We start from the raw sequence: 22,756 nt of genomic DNA on the forward strand, positions 1-22,756 counted from the left end.
TAAATGTAATAGAATTCCCCTCTTGAGAGGGGTGTCAGACTGAAAGTCTGACAGGGTGTGGTACATATAATTTGCTTTTAGCNAANNAGGGGAATAGAAATGACTACCCCGTCTGCAGCATAAAACGCTGCATCCACCCCTTCNAGGAAGGNGAATTTGGCTTTAATTCCCCTCTTGAGAGGGGTGTCAGACTGAAAGTCTGACAGGGTGTGGTACATATAATTTGCTAAAAGCAAATTNAAGAGNGACTACCCNGTCTGCANCANAAAACGCTGCATCCACCCCTTCGAAGAAGGGGAATAAAAGTGACTACCCCGTCTGCTACCACACCCCGGCTGCGACAAAGAACGTCGCATCCACCCCTCTCAAGAGGGGAATTTCTATTACATTTACCCCTTCGAGGAAAGGGAATTGAACTGGTATATAATATCTAGTAGAAAAAAAGGAGAGATTTTAAATATGTCTTTTACACTTATTTCGGTTTTTGCAAGTGCCGTTGTTGGATTTTTCTTAGTTAATTCCATTGCTTGGGTTTTATCTCTTGTAGTTTTAAGTTTGATCTTATTTGTTTCATGGAAGAGAAACATTTCAAGTAAATTAGCTAATTTTGTATTGATAGTTGGTATTTTATTTTCTTTTTTTGGTTCTATAAATAGTTTTGATCCATCTTATTTTTATATTTTTATAAATTTAGCAGCTTTATTTGCTACCTTTTATGAGGCTTTTAATAAAAAATTGTTGATTATCCTATCATGGGCTCTTAATGCTTTTTCACTTGGTTATATTATTGCCGCTTTAAGAGATATAAATTTAGGTATCATATTTGGAATTATAATATTTCTTATAGGTCTTAGAGATGTTTTTGCTTCAAAAAAGGTTCTAGATGAAGATAAGTTAGACAACTAATTCTTTAATACAAGAAGCCAATCTTTTGATGCCTTCTTCGATCGTTTGTTCATCAGAACAAGAATAGTTTATCCGTAAAGTATTAACGTTTGTTTTGTTAACGTAGAATGGGTCGCCAGGAACGAAAGCGACTTTTGCTTTTATTGTTTTTTCAAATAATTCCATGGCTGAATAATTGTTTGGTAAAGTTACCCACAGGAACATACCGCCTTCTGGGTTTGTGTATTTTATATTTTTTGGAAAGTGTTTTTTAATACTTTCAATCATCGCCCTTTTTTGGCTTCCATACCTTTCTTTTATTTTAGAAATATGCTTATCAAGTTCATTATCTTTTAGAAATTGATAGATTATTCTTTGACCAACGTAGTTAGAGTGTAAATCTGCAGCTTGTTTTGCTATTACAAGGTTTGACATAACTTCTTTGGGAGCAATTACCCATCCTAACCTAAATCCTGGTGCCACTATTTTAGAAAAAGATCCTAATATTATCGATTTTTCTGGAAGCAATTTTTTAAAAGTATTTGCTTGTTCTCCTTCAAATCTTAATTCCCCATAAGGATCATCTTCAATGAGGTAGGTGTTATACCTTTTTAAAATATTCGCGATTTCTTCTCTGTTTTGATTGGTGTATGTTATACCAGATGGATTTTGAAAGTTTGGTACAACGTATAACAGCTTGGGAGAATACTTTTCTAATATTTTTTCTAATTCTTCTAAATTTAAACCATCGTCATTTAATTTGATAGTTTTAAAGTTTTTGGAAAATACTGATAAACATTGAATAGCACCCAGATATCCAGGTTCTTCTATAACAATACAATCTTCATCATTTAGAAATATCTTACCGATTAAATCTAAGGCTTGTTGAGATCCATGCGTTATCAATACTTCGTCCACAGAAATATTGAGATTATTTCTTTTATTGAATCTATCTGCTATATATTGTCTTAGGGGTAAATATCCTTCTGTTGTACTGTATTGAAGAACTTCTTTACCAAAGTTATCAAATTGATAATCTGCTGCTTTTCTTATTTCTTCGACTGGAAATAAATCTTTGTTAGGTAATCCACCTGCAAATGAAATTATTTCAGGATCATCGATAACTTTAAGAATCTCTCGTATAAAAGATTTTGGAACATTTTTTATACGATCTGAAAATATATCGTTCAAAATAGACCTCTCCTTTGTCCTTTATAATTATCAGTTATATATATTTTCTATTTTAGAAGGCAAATTTGCGTATAATCCGTATTCAATGCTGTCTATTAGCGCTTTCCAGCTAGCTTGAATTATGTTAGTTGAAACACCTACTGTTGTCCAAGATTTTTCAGTATCAGACGTTTCAATTAAAACTCTAACTTTTGCTGCTGTTCCAGATGCGCTATCTAATACCCTTACTTTGTAATCTATTAACTTCATATTTCTTAAAATGGGGAAATGATTTTCTAAAGCTTTTCTAAGGGCTTTATCCAAAGCATTAACCGGTCCATCTCCAGAAGCTACTGTATGAACCATCTCATCATTTATCCTAACCTTGACAGCAGCGTCGGTTGTAGTTCCTTCGCCAAAATTATAACTAAGAATATTAAAATTTTCTATTTGAAAATCGGGGTTGTAATCAAAAAATTCGCGCAATAATAAAAGTTTTAAAGAAGCATCTGCTCCTTCAAATTGGTAACCATCGTGTTCGTACTCTTTAATTTTTAGTGTCAATTTTTTGATTTGATCATCTGAAAAAGAAGATAAACTAAAACCCAATTCTTCTATTTTAGATTTCAAATTACTTTTTCCAGCTAATTCTGATACCAGTATTCTTCTTTCATTACCTACTAATTCTGGAGCTATGTGTTCATATGTAAGAGGATTTTTTAATATTGCACTTACATGTATTCCACCTTTGTGTGTGAAGGCACTTCTTCCTACAAAAGGTTTTCGGTTATCTGGAGTTATATTTGCAACTTCCATAACGTAATTGTATAAATGTGTGGTTTTTTCTAAATTAATTTTGGGAAGATCTATGTCATATTTAAATTTTAAGATGGGTATTATCGTGCATAGATCCGCATTCCCGCATCTTTCTCCTAATCCTCCTACTGTTCCTTGAATCTGTTCTATTCCTTCTTCAAAAGCTATAATAGAGTTAGCTACAGCGAGGCCAGAGTCATTATGAGCATGTATACCAAGTGGCATATTTAATTTTTCCTTTACTACTTTTATTATTTCTCGCATTCTTTTTGTAGTTTGACCACCATTAGTGTCACACAAAATTGCTATCGAAGCCCCAGAATCTCTAGCTACTTCAAGTGTTTTTAAAGCGTAGTTAGGATTATGATTAAAACCATCGAAAAAATGTTCTCCATCAAAAAATACTTCTATACCGTGTTTCTTTAAAAAAGATACTGTATCAGCTATAAGTTTTAGATTATCATCGAGCGAGATCCCCAAGGCGTCAGTTACATGAAAGTCCCAACTTTTGGCAAATATGGTTACCGTTTTGACCCCGGAATATAGTAATTTTACAATGTTGGGATCATCTTGAGCCTTTATTCCATGTCTTTTTGTGGAACTAAATGCAACTATTTCGCTGTTTTTTAAAGATATTTTTTTAATTTCCTGAAAGAATTCTTCATCTTTAGGATTAGAACCTGGCCATCCCCCTTCAATATAGTCTATGCCATATTCATCCAATTTTTGAGCGATTTTTAATTTGTCTTTTACTGTGAGGGAAACTCCTTCCCCTTGGGTTCCATCTCTTAAAGTTGTGTCAAATATCTTTACTTTTGAAGTGTTCATGTGTTTCACCCTCTTTTTATTATTTTAACGATTTCATCTCCCATTTCACTGGTCGTTAAAAGTCCACCCATATCTTTGGTAACTAAATTTTTGTCTATTGCTTCCTTTATTGCTTCTTCTATTTCTTTTGATAACTTTTCTTTTCCAAAATATTCTAACATCATTGCCGCTGCTAATATTGCTGCTATTGGATTGGCTAAACCTTTTCCCGCTATATCTGGCGCGGAACCATGTACGGGTTCAAACATGGAAACTGTCTCTGGATTGATGTTTCCAGAAGCTGCTAATCCCATTCCTCCTTGGATTTCTGCTCCCAAGTCTGTTATTATATCCCCAAACATATTGCAAGTAACGATAACATCGAAGATCTCAGGGTTTCTAACCATTTTCATAGTTATTGCATCTACGTAGTAATGGTTAGTTTCTACCTCTGAATACTCGCTTTTTAATTCTTCAAATACTCTCAACCATAGATTATGAGAGTATGTGAGAACATTACTTTTATCGCAAAGTGTCAATTTACCTTGAGATTTTTTTGCATATTCAAAAGCGTATCTAATTATTCTTTCTACGCCTTTTCGCGTAGAAATCATCTCTTGCATCGCAACTTCATCTTTTGTTCCTTTTTTTAGAAAGCCACCTATGCCGGAATAAAGGCCTTCTGTATTTTCTCTTATTACTGTGAAATTTATATCTTTTACTCCTTTGTTTTTTAAGGGAGAAAACTTATCGTTTAACAGTTTTATAGGCCTCAAATTTACATATTGATCAAAGTGAAAACGTAATTTAAGTAAAATCCCATGTTCTAAAACTCCTGCAGGTACTCTTGGATCTCCAACAGCCCCTAAATAAATTGCATCAAACGTTTCTAATTTTTTTAAAGTTGCATCCGAAACTAATTCACCTGTTTTTAAGTATCTGTCCGCTCCTATATCAAACTCTTCAAACTTTAAATTCAAGTTATGTTGGTCATTCATATAATTTAAAATTTTCAGGCCTTCTTTTGTTACTTCTTTTCCTATTCCATCTCCAGGTATTACTGCAATTGATGGCATTTATTGAATGACCTCCTTTTTTATCTTTTCTATTAATCCTCCAGATGAGATTATTTCTTGGAGGAACTCGGGATATTTTTCAGAGTAATACACTTCTCCTGTAATCAAATCTTTAATAGTACCTCTATCTAGATCAACTTCAATTTCAGAACCGTCTTTTATGTTTTGAACAGCTTCTTTTGATACAAGAATAGGTAGTCCGATATTTATAGCATTGCGATAAAATATTCTTGCAAAACTTTCAGCTATTACACACGAAGCACCAGACGCCTTAATAGCCAATGGTGCATGCTCTCTAGAGCTTCCAGACCCAAAGTTTTTCCCTGCAACGATAATGTCTCCTTTTTTTACTTTTTTAACGTAGTCAGGATCTATATCTTCCATACAATGTTGGGCTAGTATTTCTGGTTCAGGATTATTTAGGTATCTTGCAGGTATAATAACGTCTGTATCCACATTATCTCCGTATTTAAAAACTTTTCCTTTGAATTTCATTTTAAAACCTCCTCAGGATGAGAAATATATCCTGTGACCGCTGAGGCAGCTGCAACAGCAGGATTAGATAGGTAAACTTCGCTTTCTGGATGGCCCATTCTTCCAACAAAATTTCTGTTCGTTGTTGAGATAGCTTTTTCCCCTTTTGCTAAAATACCCATATGACCCCCAAGACATGGTCCACATGTTGGCGTACTAACCGCTGCTCCAGCTTCTATAAATGTTTCAATCAATCCTTCTTTTAAAGCTTGTAAATAAATATCTTGTGTACCAGGAAATATAATACACCGAACCTCTTTATTTACTTTATTATTCTTGAGAATTTTTTCAGCTATTCTCAGATCTTCTAATCTTCCATTTGTACATGAACCTATAACTACTTGGTCAATTTTTATACCTTTTGCTTCGTAAACAGATTTTGTGTTTTCTGGAAGATGAGGGAATGCAACTTGAGGTTCTATTCTTGATACGTCGTATTCTATTATTCTTTCATAATTAGCATCTGGGTCACTCGATACAGGGTTATATTCTCTTACTGCTCTATTTTTAAGGTATTCTTCAGTTTTTTCATCATATTCAAATAAGCCACATTTACCGCCAGCTTCTATAGCCATGTTAGCCATCGTCATTCTTGCGTCCATTGAAAGATCTTTAATAGTTTCTCCTGTGAATTCTATGGATTTGTATAATGCCCCATCTACCCCTATATCACCAATTGTATAAAGGATTAAGTCTTTTCCGCTTACCCAAGGATTTAACTTTCCATTATAAATTATCTTAATAGTTTCAGGTACTCTGAACCATAAATAACCTGTGGCCATGGCAGCAGCCATATCCGTACTTCCAACTCCTGTACCTAAAGCATTTAAAGCTCCGTATGTACAAGTGTGTGAATCAGCACCAATTATAATTTCTCCAGGTAATGTTAACCCTTTTTCAGGAAGTAAACAATGTTCGATACCCATTTGTCCTATTTCAAAGTAATTCACAATCTCCATTTCTTTTGCAAATTTCCTAATAAATAGGGCATTTTGTGCTGATTTTATATCTTTATTGGGTGTAAAATGATCAGGAACAATGGCAACTCTTTGCTTATCAAATACTTTTGATAAACCTATTTTTTTAAATTCTTTTATTGCGACTGGACTAGTTACATCGTTTCCAAGAACCATATCTACCTTAGCGTTTACAATTTCACCAGGTTTTACTTCTTTTTTATTAGAATGATTTGCTAATATTTTTTCAACTATCGTCATACTAACCCTTCTCCAATTTTATATTTTTTTGGCTTCCTGTAGTTTTTTTGTCATATATTTGTTCAAGGCATTTAAGTATGCCAAAGTACTGGCATGGGTTATATCTGTTTCAACAGAATGACCAACAAATATGTCATCATCTATTTTAAGTTTCACGGTTGTTTCGCCTAGGGCGTCTGTTCCTTCGGTGACTCCCTCAATTTTATAAGATAAAAGAGATATATTGTCTTTATCAACGATTTCATTTATAGCTTTAAATATGGCATCTATTGGTCCATCACCGCTGCAAGCAGCTTTTTCTATCACCTCATCGCCAACTTTGACTTTTATTGTAGCTGTTGGAAGAGTGGTGTTTCCTGTTGTAACTGATAGATATTCAAGTTTGTAGTAATCTTCTGCTTTGTATAGTTCATCGTTTATCAAAGCTTCCACATCTACTTGATTTAGATTCTTCTTCTTACTTGCTAAATCCTTAAATTTCAAGAAAAGTTTTTCAAAGTTTTCATCATCAATCTTGTAACCAGTTTTAACCAAAAATTCTTTGAAAGCATGTCTTCCAGAATGTTTTCCCAAGACTAAGTTGTTTTTTTCTAATCCAATACTTTTAGCATCCATTATTTCATAGGTTGTTCTTTCTTTGATAACTCCGTCTTGATGTATTCCTGACTCATGAGCGAAGGCATTTTTCCCAACTATTGCTTTGTTTGGCTGTATAACCATACCTGTAAATTTAGAAACCATATTGCTTAATTTCATGATTTTGGTGGTATCCTGAGTTACTATAAAATCTTGAAAATAATCTTTTCTTGTAACCAAAGACATTATTACTTCTTCTAAGGCAGCGTTACCTGCTCTTTCTCCTATTCCATTAACCGCAACTTCTGCCTGATCGGCTCCGTTTTTTAAAGCAGCTAATGTATTAGCCGTAGCCATTCCTAAGTCATTGTGACAATGAACACTTAATTCTATTTTGTCAATATTTTTGGTGTTTTCCTTTATTTTTCTTATAAACTCCCCGAACTCTTCAGGAATGGCATAACCTACTGTATCTGGGACGTTTATGACTTTTGCTCCTGCTTCAATTACCTTTTCAAATAGTTTATATAGAAATTCTAAGTTACTTCTAGAGGCATCTTCTGCTGAAAATTCAATATTTGAAGTGTACTTACTGGCGTATCTGACCGCTTCTATTGCTTTTTCTAAAACTTGTTCTTCGTTCATTTTTAACTTGTATTTCATGTGAATTGGAGAAGTTGCTATAAAAACATGAATACGAGGGTCCTCTGCTTCTTGAAGGGCTTCCCAAGCACAATCTATGTCTTTGTAATTGGATCTAGCCAAAGCAGCAATTTCAACATCTCTTATTTTTTTTGCTATTTCTTTTACACTTTCAAAATCACTTTCAGAAGATATGGGAAATCCAGCTTCTATAACGTCAACCTTCAGTAATGACAATTGTTCAGCAATTGCAAGTTTCTCTTCGATTGTTAAACTGACTCCAGGAGATTGTTCCCCATCTCTCAAGGTAGTATCAAAAATTTTGACTTTTCTCAAATTTAATCACCCTCTCTAGCGTTAATCATAATTATTTTCAACCCAGGGCATCATAGCTCTTAATTTTTCTCCAACCTGTTCAAGTAGTGAATTGTTATCTCTTTCAGTTAAAGCGTTAAAAACAGGTCTGTTAGCTTGGTTTTCCAATATCCAATCTCTTGCAAAATTACCGTTTTGTATATTTTCAAGAACTTCTTTCATCGTATTTTTAACCCTTTGATCAATTACTTTAGGGCCAACGGTTAGATCACCGTATTGAGCAGTATCACTTACGGAGTATCTCATTTTCTTCAATCCGCCTTCAAATATCAAATCAACGATTAATTTTAATTCGTTTAAACATTCAAAATATGCTATTTCAGGTTGATAACCAGCTTCAACAAGGGTTTCAAATCCTGCTTTTATTAAAGAAGTAACCCCCCCACAAAGAACGGCTTGTTCACCAAACAGATCAGTTTCTGTTTCTTCTTTGAAAGTCGTTTTTATTACACCCGCTCTAGTACAACCAATTCCTTTAGCGTATGCTAGTCCTAAATCTTTTGCTTTCCCAGAATAATCTTGTTGAACAGCTAAAAGGCCGGGAACTCCTTTGCCTTCTTTAAACATTCTCCTAACCAAATGTCCCGGACTTTTTGGCGCGACCATAAAAACATCTATATTTTTAGGTGGCACAATTTGACCAAAATGAATATTAAAACCATGAGAGAACCCTAAGGCATTTCCTTCTTCTAGATTAGGTTCTATATCTTTTTTATAAACAAAACTTTGAACTTCATCAGGTATTAGAACTTGTATAATATCTCCTTTTTTTACAGCTTCAGGTGTATCGTATACTTCAAAGCCATCTTTTTTTGCTATTTCTATTGATTTGCTGTCCTTTTTTAAACCTATTATTACGTTTAAACCACTATCTTTCAAATTTTGCGCCTGTGCATGTCCTTGACTTCCATAACCAATTACAGCTATAGTTTTTCCTTTTAATAAATCTAAGTTGGCATCTTTTTCATAAAATGTTTCGACCATCTAATAATCACTCCTTAATAAATTATTATGAATTTAAAACAACTTTATTGTTTATTTCCCTATCCATAGCTACTATTCCTGTTCTTACAATGTCCCTTATTCCAAAATCTTTCATTATTTCTATAAAAGCATTTATTTTGTTCTCATCACCAGTTATTTCAACACTTATACTTTCTGGAGAGAAGTCAACTACTTTCCCTCTAAATACATCAACCACTTGAATTACTTGATTTCTTAATTTTTTACCACAATTCACTTTTATTATTGCCATATCCCTTTCTATCATATTAGCTTGATTAAGTTCCGTAATTTTAATTACATCAATTAATTTATACAGTTGTTTTTTAACTTGCTCCAAGGTGTCTTTGTTTCCTTCCACTACTATAGTCATTCGGGAATATTCGGGACTTTCTGTTTCTCCCACGTTTAAACTAGTTATGTTAAAGTTTCTTCTACTAAATAGTCCAGATATCCTTGCCAATACAGCAGGTTGATTATTCACAGTTACTGATAGAATGTGTCTCATGCTATCTCCCCCTGTATTTCTTTTCTTATAACTTTATTTTTTGGTTCCAAAATCTCTTTTATTGAAGCTCCTTCAGGAACCATAGGGAACACATTCTCTTCTAGAGGAATTGCAACTTCTAACAATACCGGCCCATTATGATTTAACATCTGTTTTATTGAGACTTCTACTTCGTTCAATTTCGAAATTCTCATGGATTTAATTCCATAAGCCTCTCCTAATTTAACAAAATCAGGATTTTCAAGCATGGTAGCTGAATATCTTTCATCAAAGAAAAGCTCTTGCCATTGCCTAACCATTCCTAGAGTTCCGTTGTTTAGTATTATCATTTTTATCGGTAGTTTGTTGTTACTGATAGTTGCCAACTCTTGCACGTTCATCTGAAAGCTTCCATCGCCGGCTATCATTATAACGGTTTTTCCGGGATTTGCTATTTGAACCCCCATGCTTGCTGGTAATCCGTATCCCATCGTTCCAAGCCCACCAGAAGTGATGAATGTTCTTGGTTTATGATATTCAAAAAACTGTGCTGCCCACATCTGATTTTGACCTACTTCAGTTACTACTATTCTGTCCTCATTGCAATATTTGTTTAGCGTTTCTATAAAATATTGAGGTTTAATATTATCTTCGTTTATCTCGTATGTTAATGGATAATTATTTTTCCATTCCCTGATTTTTTTCAACCATTCTTTTCTCTCTATTGTTTTTATCAAAGGGACTAATTTTTTCAAAACATCTTTGGCATTACCAACGATAGGTATATCTACTTTAACGTTTTTGTTTATCTCTGCTGGGTCTATGTCTATGTGAACTATCTTTGAATTTGGTGCGAAGGTTTCTAATTTCCCCGTAACCCTATCGTCAAAGCGTACTCCAACACCGATAATCAAATCCGCTTCTGATATCGCATAATTGGCGTATTTTGTCCCGTGCATACCTAACATCTTTAAAGACAGTTCATTATCTTCTGGAAAAGCTCCTATTCCCATCAAAGAGGTTACTACTGGAATTTTTCCTTTGACAGCTAACTCAGTTAGTTCTTGTGAAGCATTGGAGTTTATAACTCCGCCTCCTGCAAATATTATTGGTTTTTTTGAATTGTTTATTTCCTCTGCCGCTAATTTTATCTGCATGTAATTCCCTTCATAAGTAGGTTGATATCCTGGTAAGTTAACTTTTTCAGGATAGATAAAATCAGCTTTCGCTTTCAAAACGTCAACTGGTAGATCCATTAAAACAGGTCCAGGCCTTCCGGTTCTTGCAATATAGAATGCTTCTTTTATTATCCTTGCAAGATCTTTTACGTTAGTAACCATATAATTATGTTTTGTAATTGGAAGCGTAATCCCTCTTATATCAATTTCTTGAAAAGAATCTGTACCAATGAGGTTGGTTGGTGCTTGACCAGTAAAAGCCACTAACGGTATAGAATCCATATATGCTGTTGCAATTCCAGTTACCAAATTCGTTGCTCCTGGTCCAGATGTTGCTATACAAACTCCAACTTTGCCAGTACTCCTAGCATATCCATCAGCAGCATGTGCCGCACCTTGTTCGTGTCTAACTAGAATGTGTTTAATTGGTGCATCATACAACTCATCGTATAGAGGAATCACCTTCCCTCCTGGATACCCAAATACTACCTCTACGTTTTCCCTTAAAAGAGATTCAATCAATATTCGTGCCCCGGAATAGATCGGCATAAAACCACCTCACATATATTTTTATCCTAAAAACGCTCCCCTATCGGCAGATTGTACGAACTTACTGTATCTATTTAAATAGCCAGTACTTTCTGAAAAAGACGGATTAAACTTTTCCAACCTTTGTTTTAACTCTTCATCAGAAATTTTTAGTTCTAGTTTCTTTTTGGGGATGTTAATCGATATAATATCTCCATCTGTAATTACCCCTATAGGACCTCCAGCAGCGGCTTCTGGAGAGACATGTCCTATCGCTGCTCCTCTTGTTGCACCTGAAAATCTTCCATCTGTTATTAAAGCAACTTTCTTATCTAATCCCATACCAGCTAAGGCCGATGTAGGTGCCAACATTTCCCTCATTCCAGGCCCACCTTTTGGCCCTTCATATAGAATAACCACAACATCTCCTTCTTTTATCTTTCCAGCATAGATGGCTTTAATCGCTTCTTCCTCTTTATTGAAAACTCGAGCAGGGCCTTCGTGTACCAACATTTCATCTGCAACTGCGATCTTTTTAACCACAGCACCATCTGGAGCGATATTCCCTTTCAATATTGTTAATCCACCTTCATGATGATAAGGATTGTCAATAGGTCTGATTATTTCATGATTAACATACTCAACTGAATCTATCGTTTCTTTTAAGCTTTTTCCTGTTACAGTTAAACAATCTAGGTTCAGTAAATCTTTTTTAGATAACTCTTTTAATACTGCCGGTATACCTCCAGCAAAGTACAAATCCTCAATGTGATGTTCACCAGCAGGGGATAAACTACACAAATGAGGTGTTTTTTCACTGACTTCATTAATTAAATTCAAATCAAAATCTATCCCTGCTTCTTTAATTATTGCAGGTAAGTGAAGAGCAGTATTTGTTGAGCAACCCAATGCCATATCTAAAACGATAGCATTCTCTACTGTATCTTTTGTAAAGATATCTAAGGGTTTTATGTCTTTTTCTACCAGTTCCATTATTTTTTGGCCGGTTTCAGTTGCTAATCTCCTTCTTTGTGAAAAAACTGCCGGAATCGTTCCATTTCCCGGCAGCGCAAGTCCTAAAACCTCTGTTAGGCAATTCATTGAATTAGCTGTAAACATCCCAGCACAAGACCCGTACCCCGGACAGGATGATTTTTCCATTTCTTTCAATTCTTCATCAGAAATTGTTCCATTAATTCGAGCACCCACTGCTTCAAACATATCATGTAGGTCTATTTTTCTCCCTTTGTGATTTCCAGCAAGCATAGGACCACCACTAATTACTATTGCGGGTATATTTAACCTTAAGGCAGCCATCAACATACCTGGAACTATCTTGTCACAATTTGGTATAAGAACCAATCCATCGAATTTATAAGCTCTTGCGACAGATTCTATTGAATCAGCTATCAATTCTCTACTTGGAAGTGAATAATTCATTCCACTATGTCCCATAGCAATACCATCACAGATGCCTATGGTAGAAAAAGCCAAAGGAACACCTCCTGCAGCGTAAACCCCATTCTTAACGTTTTGACAAATCTCGTTAAGATGTTTATGCCCAGGAATTATATCGTTGGCAGAATTTGCTATTCCTATTATTGGTTTATTTAATTCATCATCACTAAGCCCCAAAGCGTATAGTAAGGATCGATGAGGAGCTTTAGATACACCTTTTTTTATTTCATCACTTCTATATGTTTTATTCATATAAGCCTCCTTTGCCCTTTTTCTTAAAAACCCCGATAGAATTCATTTCCTTATCCATCAAAATTAGATATTTACCAAATTGGATAGCTACCAAGAATTTTAAAGAAAGCACTCATTTCTTTTAATTCACTCAGCGCTTCTTTTACACCTTCATCATTTATATGACCTTCAAAATCTATATAAAACAGGTATTCACCTAATTGTTTTTTTGTTGGTCTAGATTCAATTCTCGTCAAATTTATATTTTTCTTTTGAAAGCTTTCAAGCATACTGTAAAGAACACCGGCTCTATTATGCTTAGGAGAACATATAATGGATGTTTTGTATTTTAAATCTTTATTTAAAGGGGGCAAATTCTTTGAACTTGTAATTACAAAAAAACGTGTTAAGTTATTATCAGAATCTTGTATATCTTCTGCTAAAACATTAGGATTATAAATCTTTATGACATTTTCAGAAGCTATAGCGGCACTATTTGTTTCTTCTTTTATTAATTCACATGCCACAGCAGTACTGGCAGTAAAAATAATTTCAGGATGGTTCAATTTATTCTTTATAAACTTACTACATTGACCTATTGCTTGCTGATGAGAATACACTTTTTTTATACTTTGCAAGTCAATATCTTCAAAAGACACTAAAAAATGTCTAACAGGAACTACACATTCTCCTACTACTAAAATGTCAGATACTTCGGAGAGTAAATCCATCGACATATTTACAGATCCCTCTACTGAATTTTCTATTGGTACGATTCCAAAATCCACAAGTTTTTCTCTAACTTTATCAAAAACTTCTGAGATAGAACTTACGGGTATAAAATCAGCTTTTTCTTTGAAATATCTAATGGATGCCATTTCACTGAAAGTCCCTTTTGGGCCCAAATAAGCGCATTTAATTCTCTCGTTGATTCCCAAATTTATTACCCCTTGAAATAAAAAGATTACGATAATAGTTTCATATTAGTATACAATTTGAAAAAAATTTCATTTTTCCTAATTACGGGTAAATATTTAAGATTATCTTAAATTATTAGCGATTATACATCCAAATCTTGATTATTGCAAGTTTTGAAAAAAATTTCACTAAAACATCTTTAAACTCCATATTTAAAAAGCTTTCTAAAATCTTGATAAAAATAGTCAATTAATGATTAAAATATTATTTACATAAAAATAACCAACTATTTACTTAAACTTATCTTCAAAAAAATTAAATCTCTTTTTGGTGTTAAAAGGTTTTTCTCAAAACCAATGAAAGATAAAAAACTTCTCAAAAACATATTTTGTCTCAAAAGTTGAGAATTAAGTTGTTAATCCAACTTAATTGTCTTTATTTATCTTAGAATGGATATAATTAGCGATAATTGAATTTTGTTTTTAAAAAAGTTCAGGTTATAATTAGTACATACAAATAAGTAAAATACTTTTTATTAAATATACAAGTGTTAATATAATTATCATACAACTTAATATTTTAATAAATTTTATCCAAAGAACGAATAATTATTTTAAAGAATATAAAGGAGTGGCGCGCAATGTACGAACAACTAAAAAAAGAATTATATGAAGCACACCTAAACTTAGAAAAATACAGATTAGTTGCATACACAAGTGGAAACGTCAGTGTTCGAATAGATAAGCATGTTATTATTAAGCCTTCGGGGGTTTCTTATGATAAATTAAAAGCTGAAGATATGGTTGTTATAGATTTGGAAGGAAAAGTTGTAGAAGGAATACTTAAACCTTCTGTTGATTCTGCAACCCATTTGTATTTATACAAACAATTAGAAGATGTTAAAAGCATAATCCATACACACTCACCTTATGCTTCTTCATTCGCTTTGCTTAATCAAGCACTTCCTGTTTATAGTACCGCTCATGCTGATGTATTTGGAACAGAGATTCCAGTTTCTAACTATGCACCTGTTGGTTCAGAAGCTATTGGAAAAGCTGTTATACAAGTAGTCAATCAAGCACGAGCGGTTCTTTTAAGCAAACATGGCGTGATAGTAATGGGAAAGGATATAAGCGAAGCGGTCAGAAAAGCAATATTTTTGGAAGAAGTAGCTCAAACTGCTTACCTTGCAAAAACAATGGGGAATCCACAGCCTTTGGATAAAGAAGAAGCTGAAAGGCTTTTCGAATTCCATCATTCACATTATGGACAAACAAAATAAGAATTTTGAGGAGGATAAACAATGTATCTAATAGGAACTGACATAGGTACTACCGGAACAAAGACGGTTATATTAGATGAAAAAGGGAATCTTGTTGCCAAAGCAGCAAAAACTTACAAAGTCAATACACCAAAGGCTTCTTGGGCAGAACAAGATGCCAATATTTGGTTAGATGCTTTTGTTGTTACGCTTAAGGAAAGTGTTGAAAAAGCTAACATAAATCCTTCTGAAATTGTGGGGGTATCTTTAAGCGGTCTTTACGGAGGATCGGGTGTTCCTGTAGATAAAAATATGAATCCTATATATCCATGCCTTATTTGGATGGATAGAAGAGCTTGGAAAGAAACTCAATGGGTTAAAGAAAACATCGCAAAAGATAAACTTTTTGAAATTACCGGAAATTATGTGGATTCTTATTTTGGTTTTACAAAAATTATGTGGATAAGAAACAATTTACCAGATGTTTGGAAAAATACGTATAAATTTGTTAGTCCAAAAGATTATGTAATTTACAAATTAACAAGGGAACTTTCAACAGATTATAGCTCTGCAGGAAATCTTGGGGGAGTATTTGATATAAGAACGAAAAATTGGTCAAAAGAGATGGGAGAAGCTTTAGGGATACCAATAGATATGCTTCCTGAAAAGATTCTACATTCTAAGGATATAGCAGGTTATTTAACAGAAGAAATGGCTAAATTAACAGGATTAAAAGAAGGAACCCCTATAATCTCTGGTGGAATAGACGCCCCTATGGCACAACTCAGTGCTGGAGTATTAAACGAAGGAGAACACGTCTTTATGGCAGGAACCTCAACTTGTTGGGGAACTCTCCTTTACGATAAAAAACCACCTACGCCACAGCTGGTAAATTATCCTTACGTAGTTAATGAAGAAAATTGCCTTTATACATTTGGTGGAAGTGCCACAACAGGAGCGTTAGTAAATTGGTTTATTGATGAATTTAGCCAGTTAGAGAAAAGTTTTGGAGATCAAGCGGGCTATTCATCATACGATCTTTTAGAACTTAAAGCAAAAAAAATACCTTTGGGAAGTGAAGGATTAATTGCTCTTCCATATTTTATGGGGGAAAGATCACCAATTTGGGATCCAGATTCAAGAGGAGTCATCTTAGGATTATCGCTTTATCACAAAAAAGAACATATATATAGAGCTTTAATGGAATCGGCAGCCTATTCTTTAAGGCATAATATGGAAACTGCAAAAAGTTCAGGCATCAATCTCAATCCTGATTGTTGGATTGTAGGAGGAGTAGCTAATTCAACCTTATGGACCTCTATATTTGCAGATGTAACTGGTTACCATATGATAAAACTATCTGACAACATAGAAGCTCCTTTAGGAGATGCATTTCTTGTGGGATTAGGAACTGGAATATTTGAAAAACCGGAAGATATTAAAAACTGGATAAAAATAGAATCCAAAATAGAAACACAAAAAGTAAATTTCAAAAAATATGATCAATATTACAAACTATTCTTAGAATTGTATGAAAACACAAAAGAAATAATGCACAAAATATCAAGATTATAAAAAACTTCGGAGGTGTGATGATGATAGTGAAAAGAAAGCCAAAAATTGGGATTTTAGGAATAATGCAAAAATTATACGATAAAACATACCCTAATATAGTTGAAACACAATCTAATTACGTTAAAGAAGTAATTAACGAATTAAAAGACGTTGCAGATTTCAAATTTACAAAACCTGCAAGAGACAGAAAAGACTTAGAAGAAATCATCGAAGATTACAACAACGATAAAGAGTTAGATGGAATAATGATTATGATGTTGACTTACAGTCCAGGCCAAAGAATCGTTCCCGCTCTCAAAAAGAATAACTTGCCGATAATGCTTGCAAACATCCAACCATTACCCTCAGTTACTCAAGAATGGAATATGGAACATCTTACCTACAATCAAGGCATACATGGTGCACAGGATAATATGAATGCAATAGTTAGATTAGGAATAAATTGCCCCGTTGTAACAGGAAACTGGAAAGAAGAAGAATTTAAAAATTTTGTTAAAGATTGGGCTTTAGCAGCGCAAGCAGCCAAAGCTTTAAAAAGAACCAGAATCGCAGTTGTTGGAAGAATGCCGGGAATGGGGGATATTACTTTTGATTCATCAGCATTACTTAAAAAGCTTGGAGTTGAAGTGGTTGATGAAAGCATGGGTAAGATCTACTCTTATCTTGAAAAGGTAACAAAAGAAGAAATTGAAAAGGTAAAAGCAGAAAATGCTAAGAACTTTGAAATCGATCCAAATATAAAAGAAGATCAGTACAACTTTGCTGCAAAATTCCAAGTTGCTATTGAAAAATTTTTGAAAGATGGAGAATACGACGGATTCAGTATTTATTTTGACTCAGTAAAAGACGACGGAAGGTTTGAGCAATTACCAATGATGGCAGCTTCTAACTTGATGGCAAAAGGATACGGATATGGAGCAGAAGGAGATGCACTCGCTGCAACAGCGGTAATTGTCGGGCATATATTAGGAGAAGTAGGACATTTTACAGAGATGTATGCTATGGACTTTGAAAGAGACTCCGTTTTTATGAGCCATATGGGCGAAGGGAACTGGAAAGTTGCAAGAAAAGATAAACCTATAAAACTCATAGACAGATTTTTAGGAATAGGAGATCTAAACAACCCACCGACAGTTGTATTCAATGTTCAACCTGGTGAAGGAACAATAGTTTCGTTAGCTCCAATTTGTGAAGGTAATTTCAGATTAGTTATTTCAAAAGGAGAAGTAATAGACAGTGAAGACTATCCAAACGTTGAAATGCCATATTTTCATTTCAAACCAGACAATGGAGTAAGAAAATCAATGACAGAATGGCTCAAAAACGGAGGAACACATCATCAATGTTTCAACATAGGAAACACAACAAGGAGGTGGGAATTGTTTGCAGAAATGGTAGGAATTGAATGTGTAAGTGTATAGAAAAACTTACAAATTTTGTGGAGGTGGAGGTGGAGAAAGTGAAGAAAAGTTTTATTGTAGTTTTAAGTTTGATTTTAGTAGGAGTGGTGTTTGGGCAAACATTTCTTTTAAGTCCAAAGTCTTTAAACAACGCATATTGGTTTGCTGTTGAAAATGGTATGAAAGATGCCGCAAAAGTTCTTGAAGTTAGGGCTATTTTTGATGCCCCTATTGAAGCAGATGCTGCGGAACAAGCTCAAAAGATAAATAGTTATATCAGTAGTGGAGTTAATGGAATTGCTATTTCACCAAATGATCCAGCCGGAATAGAGATTGTCGTTAGAAACTCTTTAAATAGAGGTATTCCTGTAATTACTTTTGATTCAGACGCACCTAATAGTGGAAGATATGTTTATTTGGGAACAAATAATTATAATGCAGGATATGAAGCCGGTAAATTAATGGGAGAGAAAATATTAAGCGAAAAACCTGGCCAAGAAACTATTAATTTAGCTATTTTAACTGGAGGATTAGCAGCATTAAATACTAATGAACGTATCGCTGGTTTTAAAGATGCCCTAGCAGAATTTGAAAAAGAAACCGGAATAAAAGTAAATTATGTTGCAGATCCTTTTCCCACTGAAGATGATGTAGCAAGAGCTGTTCAAATAGTAAGAGATGTTGAAAGAACATATCCAAATTTAGATGGATGGTTTACTGCAAATGCAAATATATTACTTGCGCCTAATCAAACAGTTATATCTGCTTTTGGGGGAGAACAAAAAATGAAAGATAAACTAATAGTTGGATTTGATACACTTCCTCAACAACTAGAATTGGTTAAAGCTGGTCTGGTAGACGGGTTAGTAGGGCAAAGACCTTACGATATGGGTTATTTATCTCTAACGGTATTGTATATGATGGACAAAGTTGGAGTTGAAAATGTATTAAAGATCTTACCTACTGTTGAAAATGAAGATGGGACCATTGATTATATTATAGATACAGGAGTCGATATCATCACTTCAGAAAATGTTGAAGAGTTTATAGAATTCGCAGAAAGAATATATTCCAGATAACCAATTTTCAATTTAATTTTATTCCATAGGTCTAAGTTTTGGCCTATGGAATATTCAATAAAGAAATTGAATTTTTTCTAAGATTCTCTAGTATTTTACTTAGCTTAAAATAAACAAAAAGTATAAAGGTGGGAAAAAATAAAATGCAGAAAATAAAGAGAATTTTTGAAATTAAAGAAATTGGTATTTTACTAATTTTATTAGTATTAATGTTGTTTCTATCAATAGCTACAGATACTTTTTTCACTGCAGGAAATATTTTTGATGTGCTTTTAAATAGTTCATTTATTGCTGTTATGGCTTGTGGAATGACAATGGTTATAATAACAACAGGCATTGACTTATCGGTTGGTTCTGTAATGGGTTTTGTAGGAATGTTTATGGCAATAATGATGGTAGACTTTTCTTTACCACCAATTTTAGCTATTATATTAGGATTAGCTGTAGGAACATTATTTGGTTTTATAAATGGATTATTGGTAACAAAAGTAAAACTTCCACCCTTTATTACAACCCTTGGAATGATGAGTGTAGGAAGAGGTTTAGCTTATGTTCTTAGCGGGGGATGGCCTATTTCTGGTTTCCCGGATAGCTTTATGATTAGTGGTCAAGGTCACTTTTTAGAAATACCTTTACCTGTTATATATCTTTTAGTAATAGCTGTTGTGTCGCACATTTTCTTAAAATATACTGTATTAGGCAAACATATATTTGCAGTTGGAGGAAACGAAAAAGCTGCTAAATTAGTTGGAGTAAAAGCTGAAAAAGTTATATTAACCGCATATGTTATAAACGGGTTTTTAGCAGCTATGTCAGGTTTTTTAATGACTTCTTGGTTAGGGATGGCTCAACCAAATGCTGGACAAGGTTATGAATTAGATGTAATTGCAGCTACAGTTATAGGGGGTACTAGTTTATCTGGTGGAGAAGGTAGTATTCTAGGGGCAGTTTTAGGAGCTTTGATTATGGCCACATTAAGAAATGGAATGATCTTATTAAGGGTTTCATCTTTTTGGCAAGAAATAGTAATAGGTGTAGTAATTGTTGCCGCTGTAGCATTAGATAGAATGAGAAGCAGAGGCGAGGAAGAATGAGCGAAGAAATTATCCTAAGTATAGAAAATATAAGTAAAAATTTTCCTGGAGTACAAGCTCTAAAAAATGTTTCGCTCTCTCTAAAAAAAGGAGAAGTTTTAGGACTTGTTGGAGAAAATGGTGCAGGGAAATCTACGTTAATGAAAATAATAGCAGGAGTTTATACACCAAATGAAGGAAAAATATTTTATCTTGGAAAGGAAAAAAAATGGAATCATCCATCTGAACCTTTAAACGAAGGTATAGTTACAGTTTTTCAAGAATTATCTATAATTTGGAATTTAACTATAGCTGAAAATGTATTTTTAAATGATGAGCCTGTTAAAAATGGAACTTTTATTGATTATAAGACCATGGTTAATCAGGCTAGAAAATTATCAGAAGATATGGACTTAAATGTAAAAGTGACAGATCTAGCAAAAAGATATCCTGTGGCTGTTCAACAGATGGTTGAAATAATGAGAGCTGTTTATAAAAATGCGAATATAATAATAATGGACGAGCCTACTTCTTCTCTCACAGATAACGAGGTCCAAAAACTCTACGGAATAATAAAAGATTTAAAAAATAGAGGAGTATCAGTTATATATATTTCACATAGATTAGAAGAAATCTTTGAAGTTACAGATAGAGTTGCTATCCTTAGAGATGGAGAACTTGTTGATTGTTTGGAAACAAGCGAAGTATCTTCAGATAATTTGATAAAAGCTATGGTTGGTAGAGAAGTAAAAAACTTTTATACTTATAAATCTCATGAAATTGGTAAAGAATTACTAAAAGTAGAAAATTTTAGCGGGAAAGGATTTAAAGATATAAATTTTTCTGTGCACGAAGGAGAAATCTTAGGTTTTTCTGGATTAGTTGGAGCAGGTCGAAGTGAACTTATGGAAACTATTTTCGGATTCAGGGAAAAAACTTCCGGAAAAATTTATTTTCAAAATAAAGAAGTGGAAATTAATGGTCCTAATGACGCAATTCAATTGGGAATAGGTTTTGTCCCCGAAGATAGAAAAGATGCGGGTTTATTTTTGATACATAGTGTAAAAGATAATATTTGTATTTCTATTTTAAATAATATCGCAAAAAAATCTTTTGTGTCTCCTTCAAAAATAACAGAACAAGCAAAAAAATATGTTGATATCTTAAATATAAAAACTCCAAGTGTTAATCAAAGGGTTATCTTTCTCTCTGGAGGGAATCAGCAAAAGGTTGTATTAGCCAGATGGTTAGCAACTTCTCCTAAATTACTTATTCTTGATGAACCAACAAGAGGAATAGATGTAGGAGCAAAAGCAGAAATATACCGTTTTGTTTCTAATCTATCAAAAGAAGGAGTAGGGATTATTTTTGTCTCTTCTGAACTTCCTGAAATATTGCAATTAAGTGATAGAATCGCAGTTATGAGTTATGGGAGGTTGGCTGGTATTTTAGAAAGAGAAGAAGCCAGTCAAGAAAAAATAATGAGCTTAGCTACTGGAATGGCAGAAAAAATAATCAAAAACTAAAGAAAATTTTTATTAAAAATGGCCGCTATATTCGAATAATTTTTAGGGGGAATAATAAAATGACTTTATTTAAAAGTGTTAAGAATAGAACAATTACAATTATTGTTGTAATTTTTATTTTTTTTACTGCGGCTATTGGTTTTAACTTATTAGCTTTATTTTCTTCTAATAAAGGATTAGAAACATACAAAATTTTATCAGATCAAACAAACAGTATTTCAGAAATCGAATTGAATTTTTTTAATGCTTCTTTAGCTTCAAAAGATTATTTTATTATTTATGACAATGAAACAAAAGATTTATTTTTTGAAAGTATCAATAGCATAAAAGATTCGTTACAAGATTTTGAACCAAATCAGGAGATACCGATCAAAGATTTTCAAGAATATATTTCTAGTTATGAAAATAGTTTCAATGAAATAGTAAAATTAAACGAGGAAAAAAGATATTTAGTAGATCAAAACTTTAATATCAAGATTAATGACTTAAAGGCAAGTATGCTTGATTTTCAATTGAGATTTTCAGAAGAAGGACTTTATACTTTTTCTTCATATATAGTTAAAATTGATGAAGTAATAGACAATATAATTTCACACACACAAGTTTATTTTACTTCTCAGTCTCTTGGAGATAAAAATACAATATTAGAAATGTTTGATCAACTAAATTCTCAATTATCTTTAGTTCAATATGTTTTGCCTACAGATGAATCAATACAATTTATTGTTCAAATTCAGAATCTTACCAGTGAAGTGTTTGATACTTTCAACCAAATAGTTACAGCAATCGAATCACAAGACCCAATAATACAAGAAATGGAAGAATTAAGGGTAGAAATAATAAACCTTTTAGAAGAACAAAGGGCTCAATTAAAAATCCAGCAAGACACGTTAGGACCAACGCTCATAGAAGAAAACCAAAAAGCGATAATGCTCACGATAA

Annotated in this window: 18 protein-coding genes and 1 pseudogene; 8 read left to right on the top strand and 11 right to left on the bottom strand. The window is 33.4% G+C overall.

The window, feature by feature from the left end:
* Positions 1 to 411 precede the first annotated feature (411 nt).
* Complete coding sequence (locus PW5551_RS08020; protein ID WP_146738345.1) at positions 412 to 906, top strand: hypothetical protein; 495 nt, start codon at positions 412 to 414, stop codon at positions 904 to 906.
* Here the strand turns inward: PW5551_RS08020 and PW5551_RS08025 are convergent.
* The 11 genes from PW5551_RS08025 to pheA all read right to left on the bottom strand — a co-directional run bounded on the left by PW5551_RS08025 (position 895) and on the right by pheA (position 13,920).
* Entirely contained in the window at positions 895 to 2,076 is a 1,182-nt protein-coding gene (locus tag PW5551_RS08025) for a PLP-dependent aminotransferase family protein (RefSeq protein WP_113075265.1), read from the bottom strand. The genes PW5551_RS08020 and PW5551_RS08025 overlap by 12 nt on opposite strands.
* Before the next feature lie 30 nt (positions 2,077 to 2,106).
* Positions 2,107 to 3,699: a citramalate synthase gene (gene cimA, locus PW5551_RS08030; RefSeq protein ID WP_113075266.1), complete on the bottom strand. Its 1,593-nt coding sequence runs from the start codon at positions 3,697 to 3,699 to the stop codon at positions 2,107 to 2,109.
* Between the two features lie 5 nt (positions 3,700 to 3,704).
* Positions 3,705 to 4,754, bottom strand: a complete 1,050-nt coding sequence (locus tag PW5551_RS08035) for a 3-isopropylmalate dehydrogenase (RefSeq protein WP_113075267.1) — start codon at positions 4,752 to 4,754, stop codon at positions 3,705 to 3,707.
* Complete coding sequence (gene leuD / locus PW5551_RS08040) at positions 4,755 to 5,249, bottom strand: 3-isopropylmalate dehydratase small subunit (RefSeq protein ID WP_113075268.1); 495 nt, start codon at positions 5,247 to 5,249, stop codon at positions 4,755 to 4,757.
* Positions 5,246 to 6,505 (bottom strand): 3-isopropylmalate dehydratase large subunit, encoded by a 1,260-nt coding sequence (leuC, locus tag PW5551_RS08045; RefSeq protein WP_113075269.1) that lies wholly within the window; start codon positions 6,503 to 6,505, stop codon positions 5,246 to 5,248. Before leuC ends, leuD begins: the two co-directional genes overlap by 4 nt.
* 18 nt (positions 6,506 to 6,523) lie before the next feature.
* Complete coding sequence (locus PW5551_RS08050) at positions 6,524 to 8,059, bottom strand: 2-isopropylmalate synthase (protein ID WP_113075270.1); 1,536 nt, start codon at positions 8,057 to 8,059, stop codon at positions 6,524 to 6,526.
* A gap of 21 nt (positions 8,060 to 8,080) precedes the next feature.
* Positions 8,081 to 9,082 (bottom strand): ketol-acid reductoisomerase, encoded by a 1,002-nt coding sequence (ilvC, locus tag PW5551_RS08055; protein ID WP_113075271.1) that lies wholly within the window; start codon positions 9,080 to 9,082, stop codon positions 8,081 to 8,083.
* Positions 9,083 to 9,107: 25 nt separating this feature from the next.
* Positions 9,108 to 9,608 carry an acetolactate synthase small subunit gene (gene ilvN / locus PW5551_RS08060; RefSeq protein ID WP_113075272.1) on the bottom strand — a complete coding sequence of 167 codons (501 nt, stop codon included), beginning with the start codon at positions 9,606 to 9,608 and terminating at the stop codon, positions 9,108 to 9,110.
* Positions 9,605 to 11,314, bottom strand: a complete 1,710-nt coding sequence (gene ilvB / locus PW5551_RS08065) for a biosynthetic-type acetolactate synthase large subunit (protein ID WP_113075273.1) — start codon at positions 11,312 to 11,314, stop codon at positions 9,605 to 9,607. Before ilvB ends, ilvN begins: the two co-directional genes overlap by 4 nt.
* Before the next feature lie 21 nt (positions 11,315 to 11,335).
* Positions 11,336 to 13,003 (bottom strand): dihydroxy-acid dehydratase, encoded by a 1,668-nt coding sequence (gene ilvD / locus PW5551_RS08070; protein WP_113075274.1) that lies wholly within the window; start codon positions 13,001 to 13,003, stop codon positions 11,336 to 11,338.
* 71 nt (positions 13,004 to 13,074) lie between these two features.
* The gene (gene pheA / locus PW5551_RS08075; RefSeq protein ID WP_113075275.1) at positions 13,075 to 13,920 is read right to left on the bottom strand and encodes a prephenate dehydratase; all 846 of its coding nucleotides are present in this window, start codon (positions 13,918 to 13,920) and stop codon (positions 13,075 to 13,077) included.
* A gap of 602 nt (positions 13,921 to 14,522) precedes the next feature.
* Here pheA and PW5551_RS08080 point away from each other — a divergent pair.
* The 7 genes and pseudogenes from PW5551_RS08080 to PW5551_RS08110 form a co-directional block, all read left to right on the top strand.
* Positions 14,523 to 15,182 (top strand): L-ribulose-5-phosphate 4-epimerase, encoded by a 660-nt coding sequence (locus PW5551_RS08080; RefSeq protein ID WP_255420135.1) that lies wholly within the window; start codon positions 14,523 to 14,525, stop codon positions 15,180 to 15,182.
* Positions 15,183 to 15,203: 21 nt separating this feature from the next.
* On the top strand, positions 15,204 to 16,736 hold the full coding sequence (locus tag PW5551_RS08085) for an FGGY-family carbohydrate kinase (RefSeq protein ID WP_113075277.1): 1,533 nt from the start codon (positions 15,204 to 15,206) through the stop codon (positions 16,734 to 16,736).
* A 20-nt stretch (positions 16,737 to 16,756) separates the two neighbouring features.
* The gene (locus PW5551_RS08090; protein ID WP_113075278.1) at positions 16,757 to 18,157 is read left to right on the top strand and encodes an L-fucose/L-arabinose isomerase family protein; all 1,401 of its coding nucleotides are present in this window, start codon (positions 16,757 to 16,759) and stop codon (positions 18,155 to 18,157) included.
* 38 nt (positions 18,158 to 18,195) lie between these two features.
* Positions 18,196 to 19,215: a sugar-binding protein gene (locus PW5551_RS08095; RefSeq protein WP_113075281.1), complete on the top strand. Its 1,020-nt coding sequence runs from the start codon at positions 18,196 to 18,198 to the stop codon at positions 19,213 to 19,215.
* Between the two features lie 143 nt (positions 19,216 to 19,358).
* Positions 19,359 to 20,309, top strand: a complete 951-nt coding sequence (locus tag PW5551_RS08100; protein WP_113075279.1) for an ABC transporter permease — start codon at positions 19,359 to 19,361, stop codon at positions 20,307 to 20,309.
* Positions 20,306 to 21,814, top strand: coding sequence for a sugar ABC transporter ATP-binding protein (locus tag PW5551_RS08105; protein WP_113075280.1), 1,509 nt, complete (start codon positions 20,306 to 20,308; stop codon positions 21,812 to 21,814). Before PW5551_RS08100 ends, PW5551_RS08105 begins: the two co-directional genes overlap by 4 nt.
* Positions 21,815 to 21,873: 59 nt before the next feature.
* Positions 21,874 to 22,756, top strand: a pseudogene (locus tag PW5551_RS08110) (methyl-accepting chemotaxis protein); the annotation flags it as partial.

It is taken from the genome of Petrotoga sp. 9PW.55.5.1, from assembly GCF_003265365.1.
In the GTDB taxonomy this organism is placed as follows: Bacteria; Thermotogota; Thermotogae; order Petrotogales; family Petrotogaceae; genus Petrotoga.

Bases quoted from the DNA above. Each gene is read 5' to 3' on its own strand.
- leuC (WP_113075269.1), bottom strand. From the start codon at position 6,505: ATGACGATAGTTGAAAAAATATTAGCAAATCATTCTAATAAAAAAGAA.
- ilvN (WP_113075272.1), bottom strand. From the start codon at position 9,608: ATGAGACACATTCTATCAGTAACTGTGAATAATCAACCTGCTGTATTG.
- ilvC (WP_113075271.1), bottom strand. From the start codon at position 9,082: ATGGTCGAAACATTTTATGAAAAAGATGCCAACTTAGATTTATTAAAA.
- leuD (WP_113075268.1), bottom strand. From the start codon at position 5,249: ATGAAATTCAAAGGAAAAGTTTTTAAATACGGAGATAATGTGGATACA.
- ilvB (WP_113075273.1), bottom strand. From the start codon at position 11,314: ATGCCGATCTATTCCGGGGCACGAATATTGATTGAATCTCTTTTAAGG.
- PW5551_RS08105 (WP_113075280.1), top strand. From the start codon at position 20,306: ATGAGCGAAGAAATTATCCTAAGTATAGAAAATATAAGTAAAAATTTT.
- PW5551_RS08090 (WP_113075278.1), top strand. From the start codon at position 16,757: ATGATAGTGAAAAGAAAGCCAAAAATTGGGATTTTAGGAATAATGCAA.
- PW5551_RS08100 (WP_113075279.1), top strand. From the start codon at position 19,359: ATGCAGAAAATAAAGAGAATTTTTGAAATTAAAGAAATTGGTATTTTA.
- ilvD (WP_113075274.1), bottom strand. From the start codon at position 13,003: ATGAATAAAACATATAGAAGTGATGAAATAAAAAAAGGTGTATCTAAA.
- PW5551_RS08085 (WP_113075277.1), top strand. From the start codon at position 15,204: ATGTATCTAATAGGAACTGACATAGGTACTACCGGAACAAAGACGGTT.
- cimA (WP_113075266.1), bottom strand. From the start codon at position 3,699: ATGAACACTTCAAAAGTAAAGATATTTGACACAACTTTAAGAGATGGA.
- PW5551_RS08035 (WP_113075267.1), bottom strand. From the start codon at position 4,754: ATGCCATCAATTGCAGTAATACCTGGAGATGGAATAGGAAAAGAAGTA.